The following is a 17,943-nucleotide window of genomic DNA, read 5'->3' on the forward strand; positions in this document are numbered from 1 at the left end:
CTCGACAGGGTGTCGATTGCTCTCGACAGAGTGTTGACGGGCGTCGACGGTGGTGGATAGTGTCCGTCCACCGCCTCAGCCAGGGAGTTGCCATGGCCTCCGACCACGTCGACGTCCTCATCGTCGGAGCCGGCCTGTCCGGCGTCGGCGCGGCCTGCCATCTGCGGCGCAACTGTCCGGACAAGACGTACGCGGTGCTCGAGGCCCGCGACGCGATCGGCGGCACCTGGGACCTGTTCCGCTACCCGGGCATCCGCTCCGATTCGGACATGTTCACCCTCGGCTACTCCTTCAAGCCGTGGACCGACCCGAAGGCCATCGCCGACGGCGACGCCATCCGCGACTACGTGCGGGAGACCGCCCGCGAGTTCGGCGTCGAGGAGCACATCCGCTTCCACCACCGGGTGCTGCGCGCCGAGTGGGACAGCGCGACGGCCCGCTGGACCGTCCACGCGCACCGCGACGACACCGGCGAGGACGTCGTGCTCACCTGCGCGTTCCTCTTCGCCTGCTCCGGCTACTACCGCTATGACGCCGGCTACACGCCCGAGTTCCCCGGAGCGGAGCGGTTCACCGGAAAGCTGGTGCACCCGCAGCACTGGCCCGAGGATCTCGACCACACCGGCCAGCGGGTGGTGGTGATCGGCAGCGGCGCCACGGCGGTCACCCTGGTCCCCGCGATGGCCGAACGCGCCGGCCACGTCACCATGCTCCAGCGCTCACCCACGTACGTCATGTCGCTGCCGTCGCGCGACGTGGTCGCCGACGCGCTGCGGCGCTGGCTGCCGGCGAAGGCCGCGTACCCGGTGGTGCGCTGGAAGAACGTGCTGCTCGGCACGGCCAACTTCCAGCTCAGCCGGCGCGCACCGAAACTGGTCAGGTCGTTGCTGCGCCGGGCCGCCAAGGGCCGGCTGCCGGTCGGCTACGACGTGGACCGGCACTTCTCGCCCCGCTACAACCCCTGGGACCAGCGGCTCTGCATCGTCCCGGACGGCGACCTGTTCCAAGCGGTGCGGGCGGGCCGGGCGTCGGTGGTCACCGACACCGTCGACACGTTCACCGAGCGGGGCATCCGGCTCGGCTCCGGCGAGGAGCTGCCGGCCGACGTCGTCGTCACCGCCACCGGGCTCAACCTGCTCGCCCTGGGCGGGATGACCCTCGCCGTGGACGGCGTCGACGTCGACCTGGGGGAGACCGTGGCGTACAAGGGAATGATGATCTCCGGCGTGCCCAACTTCGCGTTCACGATCGGCTACACCAACGCCTCCTGGACCCTCAAGGCCGACCTGGTCGCCACCTACGTCTGCCGGCTGCTGCGCCACCTCGACGCCACCGGGCAGCAGGTCGTCACCCCGGTCCCGCCGGACTCCGGCGAGCTGGAGCCGATCATCGACCTGAAGTCCGGCTACGTGCTGCGCAGCGTCGACTCGCTGCCCAAGCAGGGTCCCCGCGCCCCCTGGCGGCTCTACCAGAACTACGCCCGCGACGTGCTGCTGATGAAGCGCGGGCGGCTCGTCGACGAGGGCATCCGGTTCTCCCGCGCCACGCCGGCCACCGCCGGCACCCGTACCGCCGACGCCCCGGTCGCCTGACCCGGGCTCCACCACCCGCACCGCAGAAGGAGAACGCCGTGCGAAGGTTCGTCTTCCCCGCCGGGACCGCCGTGGTCACCGGCGCCGCCAGCGGGATCGGTGAGGCCCTCGCCCACGGGCTGGCCCGACGCGGCACCAACCTGGTGCTGCTCGACCGGGACACCGGCCGGCTCGACACCGTGGCCGCGGCGATCCGCACCGCGCACCCCGACCGGCAGGTCGACACGCACCTGGTCGACCTGGCCGACCCGGCCGCCACCGACCGGGTCGCCGCGGAGATCCGCGCCCGGCACCCCCGGCTCCGGCTGCTGGTCAACAACGCCGGGGTCGCCCTCGGCGGACGGTTCGACCAGGTCACCCTCGACGAGTTCAACTGGGTGGTCGACATCAACTTCCGGGCGGTGGTGCGGCTGACCCACGCCCTGCTGCCGGCGCTCAAGGCCGAGCCGGGCGCGCACCTGGTCAACGTCTCCAGCCTCTTCGGACTGATCGCCCCCGCCGGCCAGGCCGCCTACTCGGCCAGCAAGTTCGCCGTGCGCGGCTTCACCGAGGCGCTGCGCCACGAGCTGGCCGACGACGGCATCGGCGTGACCTCGGTGCACCCCGGCGGCATCGCCACCCGGATCGCCCGCAACGCCCGGATCGGCAGCGGCGTGGCGCCCGAGGAGTACGAGGCCGGGCTGCGACAGTTCGAGAAACTGCTCTCCATCCCGCCCGCGAAGGCCGCCGAGGTGATCCTGCGCGGCGTCGAGCGGCGGCGCGGCCGGGTGCTGATCGGCTGGTCGGCGAAGCTGCCCGACCTGCTGGCCCGGGTCGCCCCCGCGTCGTACCACCGGGTGCTGGCGGCCGGGCTCAACCGGGGCGCCGCCGACCCGGCGCGCCAGGCCGGTCGAACGCCCACGGCGACCACGCCCGAGCTGTCCACGGGGGAGCGGGCATGACCGCCACGACCGACCCGCGCCCCCGGCACGTCACGGTGAACGGGCGCCGGGTGCGCCACCGCGTCGACGGCGACGGGCCGCCGGTGGTGCTGCTGCACGGCATCGGGCGCACCCTGCGCGACTTCACCGCGCAGCACGAGCTGCTCGCCCGCGGCTTCCGGGTGCACAGCGTCGACCTGCCCGGGTACGGCGGGTCGCTGCCGATGGCCGAGCCGTGCACCCTGCCGGCGCTGGGCCGCTTCGTCGGGGACTACCTCGACGCGGTCGGCGTCGACCAGCCGGCGCATCTGGTCGGCAACTCGCTCGGCGGGGCCGTCGCGATGCGCTTCGCCGTGACCGACCCGGCCCGGGTGGCCAGCCTCGTACTGATCAACAGCGCCGGGTTCGGCCAGGAGGTCGCCGCCGCCCTGCGGGTGCTCGCCCTGCGCCCGTTCGGCCGGCTGCTGCTGCGCCCCAACCGGTCCTTCGCCCGCCGCGTCGAGCGCAGCCTCTTCCACGACCCGTCGTTCGCCACCGAGGAGCGGATCGCGTACGCGCTGGAGGTGGCCCGTCAGCCGTACGCCGCCCGGGTGATGCTGGAGACCTGCCGTGACCTCGGCACCTTCCGGGGCGTCCGCCCGCAGTGGCGCGAGGAGCTGCTGACCGAGGTCTCCCGGCTCGACGTGCCGACCCTGATCGTCTGGGGCGACCGGGACCTCATCCTCCCCGCCGGGCACCTCGACGCCGCGCGGGCCCGACTGCCCCGGGCCCGGACCCACCTGTTCACCGACTGCGGGCACATGCCGCAGATCGAGCGGGCCGAGGAGTTCCACCGACTGCTGGTCGACTTCTGGGCCGCGGCCGAGGCCGGCGACCTCCCCGATGGGGTGGCCGCACAGCGGCCGGCGGTGACCGAGGCCGGCTGACCGCGACCGGCGCCGGCCGGAGCGGAGGCTACCCGACCTCCGTGCCGGCCGGCGCCGGCACCGCGCGCGCCACCGGTGTGCCCTGGGCGGGCACCCGCGGCGCGGCGACGCCTTCCAGCACCGCCAGGTCCGCCTCGACGGCGGCCGGCAACCGCCGGCGCTCCCGCACCACCCAGCCGAGCTGTCGCGCCGCGTCGAGCAGGCCGGCCCGGCGCTCCGGGTCCCGCCAGGTCTCGCGGACCACCCCGGCGACCACCCGCGACGGCCGGCGCAGCGCCGCCGTCAGCACCCGGTTGCGCGCCTCCTGCCGGTGCCGGGCTCGCCGGTCCCGACCGGCCGGCAGCGGCAGGTGGTGCACGACCAGCTCGTCCACGTACGCCAGGTGCCAGCCGGCGGCGGCCAGGTCCATCGCCAGCAGCGCCTCCTCGCCGTACGTCCCCAGCCGGTCGGCGAACCCGCCGACCTGGGTGAACGCGGCGCGCCGCAGCACCACCGCGCAGGCCAGGAAGCCCAGCACCGCCGGACCCGGTGCGCCCGCCGGGGTGCCCAGCGGCGCCCGCGCCATCCCGGCGGAGACCGGGTCGAGCCGACACTGCGCGCCGACCCGCACCTGGGCGGTCAGCAGCCCGGTACGCGGGTGCGCCCGCAGGATCTCCGCCGCCCGGTCCAGCGCCCCCGGCGCCCAGTAGGAGTCGTCGTCGGCGAAGGCCACGAACGGGGTACGGGCCAGCGCCACCCCGGCGTTGCGGGCGGCGCCGGCGCCCAGGTTGGTGCCGAGCGGCACCACCCGGACCTCGGGGAAGGCCGCCGCGACCGCCTCCGGGGTGCCGTCGTCGGAGTTGTTGTCCACCACGATCACCGGCCCGGAGTGCCGGCGCAGCACGTCGAGCAGCTGCTCGCGCCGGTTCCGGGTGGCCACCACCACTGTCACGTCCGCCGTCATGGCGGCCCTGTTACCCCCGATCCGGTGACTCACGCAATCGTGGGTGCAATTCCCACCATGGTCGGGGTACGACGCCGCCGGTACGGGGAAGCTGACGTCATGCCCGGCGACCAGGTGACCCTGTTTCTCAGTGGCGACGTGATGACCGGTCGCGGTGTCGACCAGATCCTGCCCCGACCGGGACCGCCGGAGCTGCGGGAGCCGATGGTGGGCGACGCCCGTGGGTACGTGGAACTCGCCGAGCGGGCGTCCGGGCCCATCCCGCGCCCGGTCCCGCCGGACTGGCCGTGGGGCGAGGCGTTGCGGCTGCTCGACGACCTGCGACCGGACGTCCGGATCGTCAACCTGGAGACCTCGGTGACCGGCCGGGGTGAGTTCGCCGTCGGCAAGGAGATCCACTATCGGATGCATCCGGACAACCTGGCCTGTCTCAGCGCCGCCCGGCTGGACATCTGCGCATTGGCCAACAACCACGTGCTCGACTTCGGCCCGGACGGGCTCACCGACACCCTGGACGAGCTGCGCCGGGTCGGCATCACGCCGGCGGGCGCGGGCCGGGACGCGGCGGAGGCCTGGCGGCCGGCCCGGATCGACCTGGCGGGCGGCCGCCGGCTGCTGCTCTGGTCGGTGGGCGCCCCGTCCGCCGGGGTCCCGCCACAGTGGGCGGCGGCCGAGGGGCGGCCCGGGGTGGCGTACCTGCCGGAGACGACCGAGGCGTCCGCAGACGCGCTCGCCGAGCGGGTGGCCGGCGAGGTCGGGCCGGGCGACCTGGTGGTGGTCTCCGTGCACTGGGGATCGAACTGGGGTTACCAGGTGCCGGCGGAGCAGGTGAGCTTCGCCCGCCGGCTGGTGGCGGCCGGGGTGCACCTGGTGCACGGCCACTCCTCGCACCACCCGCGACCGGTCGAGGCGTACCGGGGCGGGCTGATCCTGTACGGCTGCGGTGACCTGATCGACGACTACGAGGGGATCGGCGGGCAGGAGTCGTTCCGCCCGGAACTGCGGACGCTGTACCTGCCCACGTTCGACGCCGACGGCCTGGCCGGGCTGCGCCTGGTGCCGGTGCGGGTCCGCCGGATGCGGCTGGAACCGGCGGCGCCGGACGAGGCCCGCTGGCTCGCCGAGCTGGCCGACCGCCTCGGCACGCCGTACCGAACCCGGTTCCGCCTCGGCGACGACGGCCTGATCGCGCTCGACCCGGCCGGCGGTACCGCCTGATCGGGCCAGCCCTGGCGGCCGGGTGTGGCGGGCCCCACCCGTGGCCCTCCCGCCACGGCGGCCCACCGGTCTGGGACGCATCATAGATACATGACGCATCCCAGTTCGCCGCCGCGCGCCGTGCCGTCGGCCGCGGAACGGGCCTACCGCCACCTGAAGCGGGCCATCCTGGAGCAGGTCCACCCGGGTGGGTCGCTGATCAGCGAGGGCGAGATCGCCGAGGCGGCCGGCGTCTCCCGCACCCCCGTCCGCGAGGCGCTGCTCCGGCTCGAGGCCGAGGGCCTGGTCGCGCTCTACCCCAAGCGCGGCGCGCTGGTCCGGCCGGTCTCCGCCCGTGAGATCACCGACGTCGTCGAGGCCCGGCGGCTGGTCGAGCTGCACGCCGCCGAGCGGGTCTGGCCGCAGCGGCACGTCCTGCGCCCGGTGCTCGCCGACTGGCTCGACCGGATGCGCGCGGCCCACGCCGCCGGTGACCTGCGCGCGCTGATGGAGGCCGACCGGGCCTTCCACGCCAGCGTGGTCGAGGCGGCCGGCAACGAGATCCTCGCCGAGCTGTACCACCGGCTGCGCGACCGCCAGCTGCGGATGGGGGAGGCCAGCTTCCGGCTCTCGCCCGGCTGGGCCCGGGTGGCGCTCACCGAGCACGCCGGCCAGCTCGCCGCCCTCGACGGCGACGACCCGCACGCCTGGCTCGACGCCGTCGGCGCGCACATCGACAGCGCCGCCACCGTCTTCCGGTCCCTGCGGTGAGCACCGCCGCGGCCATCCCGCGCCGGTCCGCCGCGCTGGTCTGGGCGGTCGCGCTCGGCGCGTACGTGGCGGCCGTGTTCCACCGCAGCTCGCTCGGGGTGACCGGGGTCGACGCCGCGCACCGCTTCGACATCAACGCCGCCGCCCTGGCCACCTTCTCGGTGGCGCAGCTGGCCGTGTACGCGGCCATGCAGGTGCCGGTCGGGGTGCTGCTCGACCGGTACGGCTCCCGCCGGCTGCTCCTCGTCGGCGGCGCGCTGATGGTCGCCGGGCAGCTCTGCTTCGCCGTCGCCACCGACGTACGCCTGGCCGTGGCCGCCCGGGTGCTGGTCGGCCTCGGCGACGCGATGACCTTCATCAGCGTGCTGCGGATCGTCGCGTTCTGGTTCCCCGGCCGGCGCAACCCGCTCATGGTGCAGCTCACCGGCACCCTCGGCCAGCTCGGGGCGATCCTCGGCGCGGTGCCGCTGGTGGCGCTGCTGCACCACGCCGGCTGGACCCCGGCCTTCCTCACCGCCGCCGCGCTCGGCGCGACGGTGCTGCTGATGGTGGCCGCCGCCGTCCGGGACAGCCCGCACCGCGAACACGCCGGCGCCCGCGCCCCCGACCTCGCCACCGTACGCCGGCAGCTCGCCGCCGCCTGGGCGCAGCCGGGCACCCGGCTGGGCCTGTGGACCCACTTCGTCACCCAGTTCTCCGGGGCGGTCTTCGCGCTGCTCTGGGGCTACCCGTTCCTGGTGCAGGGGCAGGGCCGGTCACCCACCGCCGCGGCCGGCCTGCTCACCCTGATGACCGTGGCGACGCTGCTCAGCGGCCCGGTCGTCGCGCACCTGTGCGCGCGGCACCCGTTCCGCCGTTCGGTCGTGGTCTTCGCCATCACCGCCGCGACCGCCGCGGTCTGGGCCGTGGTGCTGGCCTGGCCGGGTCGCGCGCCGCACTGGCTGCTGGTGGTCCTGGTGCTGGTCCTGGCGGTGAACGGCCCTGGTTCGGTGATCGGGTTCGACTACGCGCGCACCTTCAACCCGGTGCACCGGATCGGCAGCGCCACCGGCATCGTCAACGTCGGCGGGTTCGTCGCCTCGATCGTGCTGATCCTCGCGGTCGGCGTCGTCCTGGACCTGGCCGGTCCGGCCGGACCGGCGCCCCCGACGCTGGACGCCTACCGCTGGGCCTTCGCCGTGCAGTACCTGCTCTGGGCGCTCGGCGCGGTCCAGGTACTGCGCTACCGCAACGCCGCCCGCCGCCGGCACGCCGCCGAACGGGCCGCCGAGGCCGTACCCGTCGGGACCGTGGCCGGCGGCTGACCGCGGCGCGGCGGTCAGCGGACCAACCGGCGGTGGGTGAGCGAGTCCAGGACGAGGGTGAGACCGACGCCGACCAGCCACGAGTCCTTGGCGAGGCCGACGCCGGCCTGGGTGGGTCGGAGGCTGCCCGGCTCGCGTAGGCCGGGCGTACGCACGTAGAGCTGCACCAGCCCGGCCCCGAACGCGGTCAGCCCCAGCCCGCCCAGCAGGGACGGCACGAACGGGGTGACCAGGGCGGCGCCCAGCGCGATCTCGCTGGCGGACAGCAGCCGGGCGAAGCGGGTCGCGTCGATCTGCCGCAGCTGGGGGAGCGCCCCGGCGGCCATGCCGTGCAGTTGTTCGGCGGCCGCACCTTCCAGCGTGCGCTTGCCGAGCCCGGAATTGAGGAAGAACGCGCCGATGATGAGCCGCAACGGCGCATGCGTGAGCTTCATGTCCACTCCCGTCCCGCGGAGAACCGTGCCGCCGCCTACCCAGTACCGGTCTGCGATAACCCGCCGGATTGGGGCTGTGTCGGCGAGGCCGCGCGGCGGTAGGTTCGCGGGAGGCATGATCGTGGGCGCAGCCGGGAGGACACCGTGAGTCAGGAAGTCCGGGGAGTCGTGTCGCGGCGCAAGGGCGCGCCGGTCGAGGTCACCACCATCGTGGTGCCCGACCCGGGGCCCGGCGAGGCGGTCGTGAAGGTGCGCTCCTGCGGGGTCTGCCACACCGACCTGCACTACCGGGACGGCGGGATCAACGACGAATACCCGTTCCTGCTCGGCCACGAGGCGGCCGGCGTGGTGGAGCAGGTGGGGGAGGGGGTCACCGGCATCGCGCCGGGCGACTTCGTGGTGCTCAACTGGCGGGCGGTCTGCGGCGTGTGCCGGGCCTGCCGGCGCGGGCGGCCCTGGTACTGCTTCAACACCCACAACGCCGCCCAGAAGATGACCCTCACCGACGGCACCGCGCTCGCCCCGGCGCTGGGCATCGGTGCCTTCGCGGAGAAGACGCTGGTCCACGCCGGGCAGTGCACCAAGGTCGACCCCGCCGCCCGGCCCGCCGCCGTCGGGCTGCTCGGCTGCGGGGTGATGGCCGGGCTCGGCGCGGCGATGAACACCGGCCAGGTCACCCGGGGCGACTCGGTCGCCGTGATCGGCTGTGGCGGGGTCGGCGACGCCGCGGTGGCCGGCGCGGCCCTCGCCGGCGCGACCACGATCATCGCGGTGGACACCGACGCCCGCAAGCTCGAGTGGGCGCGCAGGTTCGGCGCCACCCACACCGTCAACGCCTCGGCGGACGACCCGGTCGAGGCGATCCGCGCCGCCACCGGCGGGTTCGGCGCCGACGTGGTGATCGACGCGGTCGGCCGCCCGGAGACCTGGAAGCAGGCGTTCTACGCCCGCGACCTGGCCGGCACGGTGGTGCTGGTCGGGGTGCCCACCCCGGAGATGACCGTCGAGCTGCCCCTGCTGGACGTCTTCGGCCGGGGCGGCGCCCTCAAGTCCAGCTGGTACGGCGACTGCCTGCCCAGCCGGGACTTCCCGCTGCTCACCGAGCTCTACCTGCAGGGCCGCCTCGACCTGGACGCCTTCGTCACCGAGGAGATCGCCCTGGACCAGGTCGAGGAGGCGTTCCGCCGGATGCACCACGGCGACGTGCTGCGTTCGGTGGTGGTGTTCCCGTGACCGCCCGCGTCGACCACGCCGTCACCTCCGGCACCTTCTCCCTCGACGGCCAGAGCTTCGACGTCGACAACAACGTCTGGGTGGTCGGTGACGACACCGAGTGCGTGGTGATCGACGCCCCGCACGACGTGGACGCCATCCGGCGCGTGGTCGCCGGTCGCCGGGTCGTCGCCGTCCTGGCCACCCACGCCCACGACGACCACGTACGGGTCGCTCCCGAGCTGGCGAAGGCCACCGGAGCGCCGGTGCTGCTGCACCCCGCCGACCGGGTGCTGTGGGACCTGGTCCACCCCGACCTGCCGCCCGACGGGACCCTCGCCGACGGGCAGGGGATCGACGTCGCCGGCACCACCTTGCGGGTCCTGCACACGCCCGGCCACAGTCCCGGCGCGTGCAGCTTCCACGCCCCCGACCTCGGCGCGGTCTTCACCGGCGACACCCTGTTCGCCGGCGGCCCCGGCGCCACCGGCCGCTCGTACAGCGACTTCGGCACCATCGTCGCGTCGATCCGCGACCGGTTGCTCACCCTGCCCTCGGAGACCGTGGTGCACACCGGGCACGGCGACGACACCACCATCGGCGCGGAGGCCCCGCACCTTGCGGAGTGGCTGGCCCGGGGGCACTGAGCGACGCCGGCGCCGGGCCGGCTCAGCGTTCCCCGGGCCCCACCAGCACCGGCTTGACGTCCAGCACCGGCGTGCCGTCCAGGGCCTCCAGGTCGGCGACCCGCACCCGCAAACCGTCGACCGCCAGCACCCGCACCCGGTGCAGGCCGATCGGGTTGGGCCGGTGCGGGGAGCGGGTGTTGAACACCCCGGTCTCCGGCCGGCTCCGGTCGCCCCGCGGATGCACCGTGAGGACGTCCCGCCGGGCCCGGTCCAGCCAGGTCAGCACCAGCACCTCGGCGCCCGGCCGCAGGTCGCGCAGGCCCGCGCCGACCGCGGGGGAGAAGACCAGCCACGCCTCCGGCGCGCCCTCGTCCCCCTGCTTCGGCGCCAGATCCGCCTCGGTCAGCGGGGACTCCACCCGCCCGACCGGCCGCAGCTCGTACGCCCCGCTCACGCGGCCGCCAGGCGCAGGTGCAGCCGTACGGTGGTGCCGGCCGGGGTCGTGTGCACCAGCAGCAGGTCGCAGAGCGCCTGCACGATGACCAGGCCACGCCCGCCGATGCCGTCGTGCCGGGGCGCCAGCCGGCCGGCCAGCGGATCGGTCAGCCAGCCGCCGTCGTGGATCTCGCACACCAGGTGTTCACCGGTGCGCCACACGTGGAGCACACCGCCACCACCGGCGTGGGCGATGCTGTTGGTGGCCAGCTCGGTCACCGCGATCTGCAGGTCGGCCACCCGGTCCGGGTCCAGGTCGGCGGCCTGCGCGTGCCCGGTGACGAAGCGCCGCACGTCGGCCAGCGTGTCGAGCTCGTAGCGCAGCACGGCGACCGGTTCGGCCGGGACCGGCAGCGGCTTGTTGTGCCCGGCGACGACCTGCTCCGGCGCGAAGGTGGGGCTGGGCCGCCGGCCGGCCCCGTCGACCAGCACCGGGTGGGTGCGGTGGGCGTCCGCGAGCACTGCGGGGGCGAGGCGCGACACGTCGTACGGGCAGAGGATCGCGACGCCCCGCTCGGCGAACGCCACGTTGACCAAGGCGTCGTGCTGCGCGCAGGCCGGCTGTTCCAGCTCGGTGCGCTCCGCCCACACCGGCTCGCCGACGATCCGCACGCGACGGTCGGGATGCCGGTCGACGAAGGCCTGCAACACCCACGGGATGATCCGCCCCGGATTGCGCCCCTGCACGGTCAGGTCGGCGTACCGGATCCGGTCGTCGTCCGCGCCGACGGCGGCCCGGATCAGCGCCAGCCGGTCCTCCGGGGCGGCCACCAGCACCGCTTCCCCGCCGGTCAGGCCGTCCCGGACGAAGGGCACCGTCAGCGCCAGCAACTCCGCGGCGTCCCGGTAGAACGCTCCCTCGTGGACCAGCCCCGGTCTCGGCCCGGTCGCCTCCGTGGCCGTCACGTCGGCGGCTCCGGGTCGGCGCCGTCGACCAGGTCGAGCAGTCGTGTCAACGCCGGGCGGCAGCCGACCAGGCGTACCTGGGAGGGCGCGTTGCGGCGGACGCGGGCCAGCGCACTCGCGGCGCCGACGTCGGCGAAGCGCAGTTCGGAGACGTCGAGCACCGCCGTCCGCTGGTTGGTGCCCGGACCGGCGACGTGCTCGAGCATGGCGGCGAAGGCCCCCCGGTTGCTCTGATCGACCTCGCCCACCAGCCGCAGTCCGTGCGGTTCCCGGGTCCGGTGCGCCCGCAGCATCGGCGCCCAGGCCCGGCCGGCGTTGCGCCCCACGGTGGCGGGATGGGCGGCGGTGGCCGGCAGCAGGTACTCGGCGGGGAAGAGCCGCCGGTCGTACAGGCACATCGCGGCGGCCTCGCCGTCGAGGAAGAGCCGGTTGACCTCGGCCTCGTACCGGACCAGGTCGGCGACGGAGACGCCCTGGCGGATCGCCCAGCCCATGTCGCCGACGACGCGTACCCCCGCCCGGTCCTCGCGGCGGGCCCGCAGGATCTCGGTGGTGAGGTTGCCGATCATCTCGTCGGGGGTGAACCGACCCCCGGCGGTGTAGGTCTCCACCGCCGGGGCGATTCGCAGCTGGCCGCCGGCCAGCGCGGCCTCCGTGGGCACGCCGGCGCCGTCGAGGTGGGCCCGGACGGCGGCCGGGGAGACCCCGTCGGTGAACCAGACGACCTTGTGACCGAGGCCGAGACCGCTGGCGACGAACCGGCCGGCGGCGTGCAGGCTGCCGGTCTCGTCGTCGTCCACCCAGCAGACGTGATCACCCAGGTGGAGCTGGTCGACCACCGCGCTTGCCGTCACCCTCATCGCCTTCCGGTCGCCGCGCCCTTACTCTAGCCCGCGCCCGGGCACCGCCGAACGCCCGATGCCCGCCGGTCCGCCCCCTCGAACCTGCCCGTGTCGGTCCTCGGTGGACCGTCCACAGAGCGGGGCCCGGCGGACCACCGGGAGCCGCGGTTCTAGGATCGGCCGGGTGAGCACCGACGACCGAACGCCGACCGTACGACAGCTGCGTCTGGTGGTGGAGGCCGAGGACTACGACGCCGCGGTCGCCTTCTTCCGCGACGCCCTGGGCCTGCCGGAGCAGGCCGCGTTCTCCGGTGCCGGCGACGCCCGCGTGGTGATCCTCGACGCCGGCCGGGCCACCCTCGAGATCGCCAACCCGGCCCAGAAGCGCATGATCGACGAGGTCGAGGTGGGCCGGCAGGTGGCTCCGAAGATCCGGGTGGCGTTCGAGGTGGACGACGCGCCGGCCGCCACCGCCCGGCTGGTGGCCGCCGGCGCGACCGAGCTCGCCCCGCCCACCGAGACGCCCTGGCACTCGCTCAACTCACGCCTCGACGCGCCGGCCGGGTTGCAGCTCACCCTCTTCCAGGAGCTGCGGGAGCTCGACGACCGCGCCACCCTCGACGGCTTCGGCACCGATCGCGAGCGCTGACACCGGCCCCGAAACCGGTCGACGGGTCGCGGGCCGCCGCCGATACTGCTGCCCATGCCGGCTGCCACCCGCCCCGTCGTCCTCACCCCGGCGCAGTCCGCCGCGCTGCGCCACGTCCGCACCGTCGCGCTGCCGGACCGCTCGGCCGCGCTGGCCACCATCGCCCGGCACCTCGCCGGGTCCGGCGCCGGCCACCACCCCGAGCAGTTGATCGCCGCGATCACCGCCGGGGGAGGGCTGACCGTCAACTTCCACCCCGACCGGCTGATCGCCGACGGCCGCACCGTGGCCGAGGTGCTCGCCGAGGAGGGGAGCTACCGCAGCCAGTTCGTCACCGGCATCTCCAACGGCGGGCTCACGGCGTACCCGGGCGGGGACCGGGACCGCTGGGAGGAGGCGATGTTCGGCGCTGCGTACCAGGCCCCCGGCGTACGCCCCGCCGAGCGACCGGTCTACGGCGGGTTGAACCTGCTCGACCACCCTGACGGCGCCTGCCCCCGCTTCGGCTCCTGCCACCTGCGGCTGCGTCCCGAGGTGCTGGCCCGGACCACGCTCTGCTTCGGTGACAGCCACCTGGGGCCGAAGGACTTCGGCACGGTCGACGTCGCCGAGCCGGTGCTGGCCGCCCTGCTGGAGGCGACCGCCGGCACCGGTGTCAGCCTGGGCATCGCCGGCATGGACACCGGGCGCCTCGTCGCGACGCTGCTGCGCCGGCGGGAGCGGCAGGCGTGGGCGCCCGGGTCCGCCGGCCGCGCCCTGGACGACTACGTCGAGGCGCAGGTCCACGGCGCCGTCGAACTGGCTCGGGACGTCGAGGCCATCGTCGTCGACCCCTCGTTCCGGGACACGGACACCGGGCGCGTACTGGCCCGGATCGCCCACCGGTGCGGCATCGAGCTGCTCTTCCACTCCGGCTTCGCGCTGCCCGTCGAGGACGTCGACCCGGACTTCCGGGGACCGGCCATCCCGGTGCTGGCCGCCCGGGTGCACGCCGAGTTCGGTACGCCGGGGGCGCCGGTCGACGCCGCGCTGATCGGCCGGGCGGCGGCCTCGGTGGTCCGCGAGCCGCAACGCTGGGCGGACCGGGGACCGACCGCCGACACCCTCCAGCACCTCAAGCAGCTCTGGCACGTCCTCGTCCGGTTCGGCGCGCCCCGCGCCTGAAATCCGGTCCGGCGTGCCCCGCGCCTGTCGTCCGGTTCCGCCCCAGCCGTCCGACCCTCGGGGTGACCCACGCCGCAGCCCCCCGGGGCCCCGCCATTTCCGGAATGCCCGACAGATGAACCTGGTTGTGTCCCCCGTACCGCCGGCACGCAAACCCCGGTGGGCCAGGTAGTTCCCCCGAGGGGCGCTCACTGAGCGAGCGCGTCGACACGAGGAAAGGGCAACCATCGTGAAGGCCGACTTCACTCGATGGCTCCCCGCCATCGCGAAGAACCGCAGCACCGCACTGAAGGTCGCCGGCGTCGCCTGTCTCGGCGGCCTGGCATTCGGACCCGCCGCTGTGGCCGCCCCCGTCACCAGCGGACCGCACGCCGGGGCCGTGGCCGCCATCGACCTCGCCACCGGCAAGAGCCGGCAGGGCGCCACGGTCGAGTCGGGCCTGACCACCGGCAGCGCGACCGGCAAGGTCCCGACCGGCAAGCCGGGCAAGGACAAGCTCATCCCGCACGGCGTGGAGGGCGCGCAGTCCCGCATCCCGCTGGACGACGAACAGCTCGCCAACGCCAAGGCCATCGTCAAGACGGCCAAGAAGACCGGCGTGGGGGAGCGCGGCGCGGTGATCGGCATCGCCACCTCGCTGCAGGAGTCGAAGCTCTACAACCTGGGGCACCTCGGCGCGTACAACGACCACGACTCGCAGGGGCTGTTCCAGCAGCGCCCGTCGTCGGGTTGGGGTACGCCGGAGGAGATCACCGACCCCGAGTACTCGTCGCGGGCGTTCTTCGAGGCACTGAAGAACGTGCACGGCTGGGAGGACCTGCCGCTGACCACCGCGGCACAGACCGTCCAGATCTCGGCCTTCCCGTACGCGTACGCGCAGTGGGAGGAGCAGGCCGCGGACATCGTCCAGCAGCTCTGGTGACCTCCTGAACGAGCAGCACGACCGGCCGGTCCCCGTCACGGGGGCCGGCCGGTCGTCGTTTCGCGGGCGTACCCCGGCTCAGAGCGTCGGGGCGGTCTCCCGGCGCAGCTTCGCCGACCCCGCGCCCACCGAGAACCCGGCCACCCACCGGCTCGCGCTGCCGGCCCGGGTCCGGTCGGCCAGGTGGTACCAGTCCATCCGGCAGTGCTGCGGCGTCACCTCCAGCACGCCGTACCCGTGCCCGTCGAGCTCCGTCCACCTGACGTGCGGATTCGTCGACCGGATCAGCCCGGCACCGAGGGCGCTCAGCGGATTGCCGGCCGGCAGCTTGAGGAAGTCGTTGACGTTGTCGCTGGTCACCGACGGCACCACGAACTCCGCCGCGGCCGGGTTGGACAACCCCGTCGACCTGGTGGTCACCTCGTTCGCCCACGAGGTGTGGATGTCACCGGTGAGGAAGACGACGTCGCGGGTCCCGGTCGCCCGCAGGTGGTCGACCAGCTCGTTGCGGTCGGCGTTGTAGCCGTCCCACTGGTCGGCGTTGAGCACCGCGCCGTTCTGCGGGATGCCGAGCAGCGTGCCGAGCGGACCGAGCAGCCACGCCGGCAGCGAGCCGACGTCGACCCGCGCCATCATCACCGGGTTGCCCACCAGCTTCCAGCGCGCCGTCGACGCGGCCAGACCGGCCTTGAGCCAGGTCATCTGGGCGTCGCCGGTGATGGTGCGAGCCGGGTCGTCCACCGCCGTGCCCGAGGCCTGCTGCGAGCGGTACGTCCGCAGGTCCAGCATGGACAGCTCGGCGAGCTGCCCGTACCGGAACCGCCGGTAGATCGCGCCGTCCTCGCCCATCCGCACCGGCATCCACTCCTGGTACGCCCGCCGCGCCGCGGCCACCCGGTCCGCCCAGGCGCCCTCCGTGGACGGGGTGTGGTTCTCCGCCCCGCCCGACCAGGCGTCGTTGGCCACCTCGTGGTCGTCCCAGGTGATCACCCAGGGAAGCGCGGCGTGCAGCGCCACCAGGTCCGGGTCGGACTTGTAGAGCCCGTGCCGGATCCGGTAGTCCGCCAGGGTCAGCACCTCGTGCGCCGGCTCCACCTTGCGCACCACCGTGCCCGCCGCGTCGAACTGGCCGGTGCCGTACTCGTACAGGTAGTCGCCGAGGTGCACCACCAGGTTCAGGTCGCCCCGGTCGGCCAGCCGCCGGTACGCCGCGAAGTAGCCGGCCTCCCAGTTCGCGCAGGACACCACGCCCATGCGCAACCGGTCGATGGCCGCGTCGGTGGGCGGGGCGGTCATGGTCCGGCCCGTCGGCGACCATCCGCCGGCGTACCCGAACCGGTACCAGTACGTCGTCGCCGGCGCCAGACCGGAGACCGCCACCTTCACCGTGTGGTCGCGGGCGGGGCCGGTCGTCAGTTGACCCTGTGCGGCCACCGTGACGAAGTCGGGGTCGGTGGCGACCTGCCAGCTCACCTCCACATCGGGGCCGACGCCGGAGCCGGGCGTCGCGTCGGGGGTCGGGCTGATCCGGGTCCAGAGCAGGATGCCGTCCGGCAGCGGATCGCCCGAGGCGACGCCGTGCAGGAAGGCGCCACCAGCGGCGTTGGCGGCACCGGCGCCGGCAAGGGTGGCGCCGGCGAGGACGGCCGTGCCGGCGGATGCGCCGGCCATTCGCAGGAGGGTACGGCGGTCGAGGGTGTTGGTCATGGTCTATGTGTTTACCGGTACCCACCGTGTTCCCGCTGCCCCCCGAGGTGACTGTTCGCCAGTCCTTCCATTGTGTTTCGCTTTCCCGGCCGACGAGCACTTTGTTAACGGCGTCCTCTGTGGGCAATCCTTGTTCCTGCTGGCACGGACAGATCGGCTGCACGGTGTGTCCGCCGCCGGCCGCACCCTCCGTTGCCGACCCGTGAACGTGGCGGCTGTCTCCCACCTCTGGAGACACGCCATGGTGTTCCGCTCCTCGGGGGTGCGGCGGCCTGCATGCAGGCGGTCGGAACGCCTGTGCCCTCCGCCCGGATCCCGGACGGTGGCCACGGCTCGCGCCGCGCTCATCGCGGCGGTGGTCGGCGCCCTGAGTGGTGTGGCCCCCGAACTGCGGGTGCATCTGTTGTCGTCCCAGCGACAAGAAACGCGCCCGAAGGACACGGGTGTGTGCTCGGTGGTCTGTCCGGATGACGTGGCGGCGGCTCGTCCAGCGCCGCCGTGAATCCTCGGCCGATCCGCCGGGGTCTGTGCCGGATGTCCGCGTCACGCCCCATCGCACGCCGATACGGTGCCGACCCTCGCCGCCCCGCCCGTCCGGTATTTCGGGTCGCATGGGGTCCGGTTTTGCGAGGATCGTTCCCGAAGTCCGGTGCTCGGGACAGCCTGGCGGTGGAATGGTGGCCGGGCCGGGGTCGTTACATCACCTGACGATCGCAGCAGCACCCCCGCACGCTCAGCCTGATGGCCGCGCGGGGTGCCTGGCCCGGAATGATGACGGGCCGCAGGTCGTTACATCACCTGGACGATCGCGGCAGCACCCGCTGGCCTGGCCCCATCGAGTGGGCGGCCCGGGGTGCCGGGCCCCCGGGAATGATGGTGGGCCGGCGGTCGTTACACATGGACCCGGCGCCGAGCCCCCCGCTCGTGAAGCCTGCCGGGCGAAGACTTTCCCCCTTGAATTCTTTGAGCGCCGTCGTGGTGCTTGCACCCGCTCGACCCCCATCGAGCCGGGTGCCGACCCCCGAATGGAGCCATCCTGATGAACACCACCATTCTGCGGAAGAGCGTGCTGGGTATCGCTGGTCTGGCCTTCGCCGGTGGCGTCTTCGCCGGCCCGGTCACCGAGGCCCACGCCGCTCCGGCGGTGGACGCCAAGGCCGTCGCCGTGGTGCAGGCCGACAAGCCGGACAAGGGCAAGCTGATCCCGCACGGTGTGCAGGGCAAGCAGTCCCGCATCACCCTGGACAGCGAGCAGACCGCCAACGTGAAGGCGATCATCGCCGCGACGAAGAAGTCGGGCATGGACGAGCGGGCCGCCGTGGTCGCCATC

Annotated in this window: 16 protein-coding genes and 3 pseudogenes; 13 read left to right on the plus strand and 6 right to left on the minus strand. The window is 74.2% G+C overall.

The window, feature by feature from the left end:
* The first annotated feature begins 92 nt into the window (after window positions 1–92).
* Genes V6U89_RS28320 through V6U89_RS28330 form a run of 3 tightly spaced genes read left to right on the plus strand, consistent with a single transcriptional unit; the run spans window position 93 to window position 3,438 of the window.
* A complete protein-coding gene (locus V6U89_RS28320) occupies window positions 93–1,592 on the plus strand; it encodes a flavin-containing monooxygenase (RefSeq protein ID WP_334575817.1) in 1,500 nt (499 codons plus the stop codon).
* 38 nt (window positions 1,593–1,630) lie between these two features.
* Entirely contained in the window at window positions 1,631–2,533 is a 903-nt protein-coding gene (locus tag V6U89_RS28325; RefSeq protein WP_334575821.1) for an SDR family NAD(P)-dependent oxidoreductase, read from the plus strand.
* Window positions 2,530–3,438, plus strand: coding sequence for an alpha/beta fold hydrolase (locus V6U89_RS28330; protein WP_334575825.1), 909 nt, complete (start codon window positions 2,530–2,532; stop codon window positions 3,436–3,438). Before V6U89_RS28325 ends, V6U89_RS28330 begins: the two co-directional genes overlap by 4 nt.
* A gap of 28 nt (window positions 3,439–3,466) precedes the next feature.
* Here the strand turns inward: V6U89_RS28330 and V6U89_RS28335 are convergent, their stop codons facing one another.
* Entirely contained in the window at window positions 3,467–4,381 is a 915-nt protein-coding gene (locus tag V6U89_RS28335) for a glycosyltransferase family 2 protein (RefSeq protein WP_334575830.1), read from the minus strand.
* Window positions 4,382–4,405: 24 nt separating this feature from the next.
* Between V6U89_RS28335 and V6U89_RS28340 the strand changes: the two genes are divergently transcribed.
* The 3 genes from V6U89_RS28340 to V6U89_RS28350 all read left to right on the plus strand — a co-directional run bounded on the left by V6U89_RS28340 (window position 4,406) and on the right by V6U89_RS28350 (window position 7,653).
* Window positions 4,406–5,599 (plus strand): CapA family protein, encoded by a 1,194-nt coding sequence (locus V6U89_RS28340; protein ID WP_334575834.1) that lies wholly within the window; start codon window positions 4,406–4,408, stop codon window positions 5,597–5,599.
* Window positions 5,600–5,689: 90 nt separating this feature from the next.
* Window positions 5,690–6,349, plus strand: coding sequence for a GntR family transcriptional regulator (locus V6U89_RS28345; RefSeq protein ID WP_334575838.1), 660 nt, complete (start codon window positions 5,690–5,692; stop codon window positions 6,347–6,349).
* Complete coding sequence (locus tag V6U89_RS28350) at window positions 6,346–7,653, plus strand: MFS transporter (protein ID WP_334575843.1); 1,308 nt, start codon at window positions 6,346–6,348, stop codon at window positions 7,651–7,653. Before V6U89_RS28345 ends, V6U89_RS28350 begins: the two co-directional genes overlap by 4 nt.
* A 14-nt stretch (window positions 7,654–7,667) precedes the next feature.
* Here the strand turns inward: V6U89_RS28350 and V6U89_RS28355 are convergent, their stop codons facing one another.
* Window positions 7,668–8,087, minus strand: a complete 420-nt coding sequence (locus V6U89_RS28355) for a hypothetical protein (RefSeq protein ID WP_334575847.1) — start codon at window positions 8,085–8,087, stop codon at window positions 7,668–7,670.
* Window positions 8,088–8,231: 144 nt separating this feature from the next.
* Here V6U89_RS28355 and V6U89_RS28360 point away from each other — a divergent pair, with 144 nt between their 5' ends.
* Complete coding sequence (locus V6U89_RS28360; RefSeq protein ID WP_334575848.1) at window positions 8,232–9,320, plus strand: S-(hydroxymethyl)mycothiol dehydrogenase; 1,089 nt, start codon at window positions 8,232–8,234, stop codon at window positions 9,318–9,320.
* A complete protein-coding gene (locus tag V6U89_RS28365) occupies window positions 9,317–9,946 on the plus strand; it encodes an MBL fold metallo-hydrolase (RefSeq protein ID WP_334575852.1) in 630 nt (209 codons plus the stop codon). The genes V6U89_RS28360 and V6U89_RS28365 overlap by 4 nt, the downstream gene beginning before the upstream one ends.
* Before the next feature lie 22 nt (window positions 9,947–9,968).
* Here the strand turns inward: V6U89_RS28365 and tsaA are convergent, their stop codons facing one another.
* Genes tsaA through V6U89_RS28380 form a run of 3 tightly spaced genes read right to left on the minus strand, consistent with a single transcriptional unit; the run spans window position 9,969 to window position 12,183 of the window.
* Window positions 9,969–10,382, minus strand: a complete 414-nt coding sequence (gene tsaA / locus V6U89_RS28370) for a tRNA (N6-threonylcarbamoyladenosine(37)-N6)-methyltransferase TrmO (protein WP_334575856.1) — start codon at window positions 10,380–10,382, stop codon at window positions 9,969–9,971.
* Window positions 10,379–11,329 (minus strand): sensor histidine kinase, encoded by a 951-nt coding sequence (locus V6U89_RS28375; protein ID WP_334575860.1) that lies wholly within the window; start codon window positions 11,327–11,329, stop codon window positions 10,379–10,381. The genes tsaA and V6U89_RS28375 overlap by 4 nt, the downstream gene beginning before the upstream one ends.
* The gene (locus tag V6U89_RS28380; RefSeq protein WP_334575864.1) at window positions 11,326–12,183 is read right to left on the minus strand and encodes an MEDS domain-containing protein; all 858 of its coding nucleotides are present in this window, start codon (window positions 12,181–12,183) and stop codon (window positions 11,326–11,328) included. The genes V6U89_RS28375 and V6U89_RS28380 overlap by 4 nt, the downstream gene beginning before the upstream one ends.
* A 172-nt stretch (window positions 12,184–12,355) precedes the next feature.
* On the opposite strand from V6U89_RS28380, the gene V6U89_RS28385 reads away from it, so the two are divergent.
* From V6U89_RS28385 to V6U89_RS30315, 4 genes and pseudogenes are all read left to right on the plus strand, one after another.
* Window positions 12,356–12,820, plus strand: coding sequence for a VOC family protein (locus tag V6U89_RS28385; protein WP_334575868.1), 465 nt, complete (start codon window positions 12,356–12,358; stop codon window positions 12,818–12,820).
* Between the two features lie 54 nt (window positions 12,821–12,874).
* Window positions 12,875–13,984 (plus strand): DUF3626 domain-containing protein, encoded by a 1,110-nt coding sequence (locus V6U89_RS28390; protein WP_334575872.1) that lies wholly within the window; start codon window positions 12,875–12,877, stop codon window positions 13,982–13,984.
* Between the two features lie 229 nt (window positions 13,985–14,213).
* A pseudogene (locus V6U89_RS30310) lies at window positions 14,214–14,393 on the plus strand (hypothetical protein); the annotation flags it as partial.
* 81 nt (window positions 14,394–14,474) lie between these two features.
* Window positions 14,475–14,906 (plus strand): annotated as a pseudogene (locus V6U89_RS30315) (hypothetical protein); the annotation flags it as partial.
* Window positions 14,907–14,984: 78 nt separating this feature from the next.
* Here V6U89_RS30315 and V6U89_RS28400 read toward each other — a convergent pair.
* Window positions 14,985–16,613, minus strand: coding sequence for an alkaline phosphatase D family protein (locus V6U89_RS28400; protein ID WP_334575877.1), 1,629 nt, complete (start codon window positions 16,611–16,613; stop codon window positions 14,985–14,987).
* Between the two features lie 1,039 nt (window positions 16,614–17,652).
* Between V6U89_RS28400 and V6U89_RS28405 the strand changes: the two are divergent.
* Window positions 17,653–17,943: pseudogene (locus V6U89_RS28405) on the plus strand (hypothetical protein); the annotation flags it as partial.

This window comes from Micromonospora sp. CPCC 206171 (assembly GCF_036906755.1).
Lineage (GTDB): Bacteria > Actinomycetota > Actinomycetes > Mycobacteriales > Micromonosporaceae > Micromonospora > Micromonospora purpureochromogenes.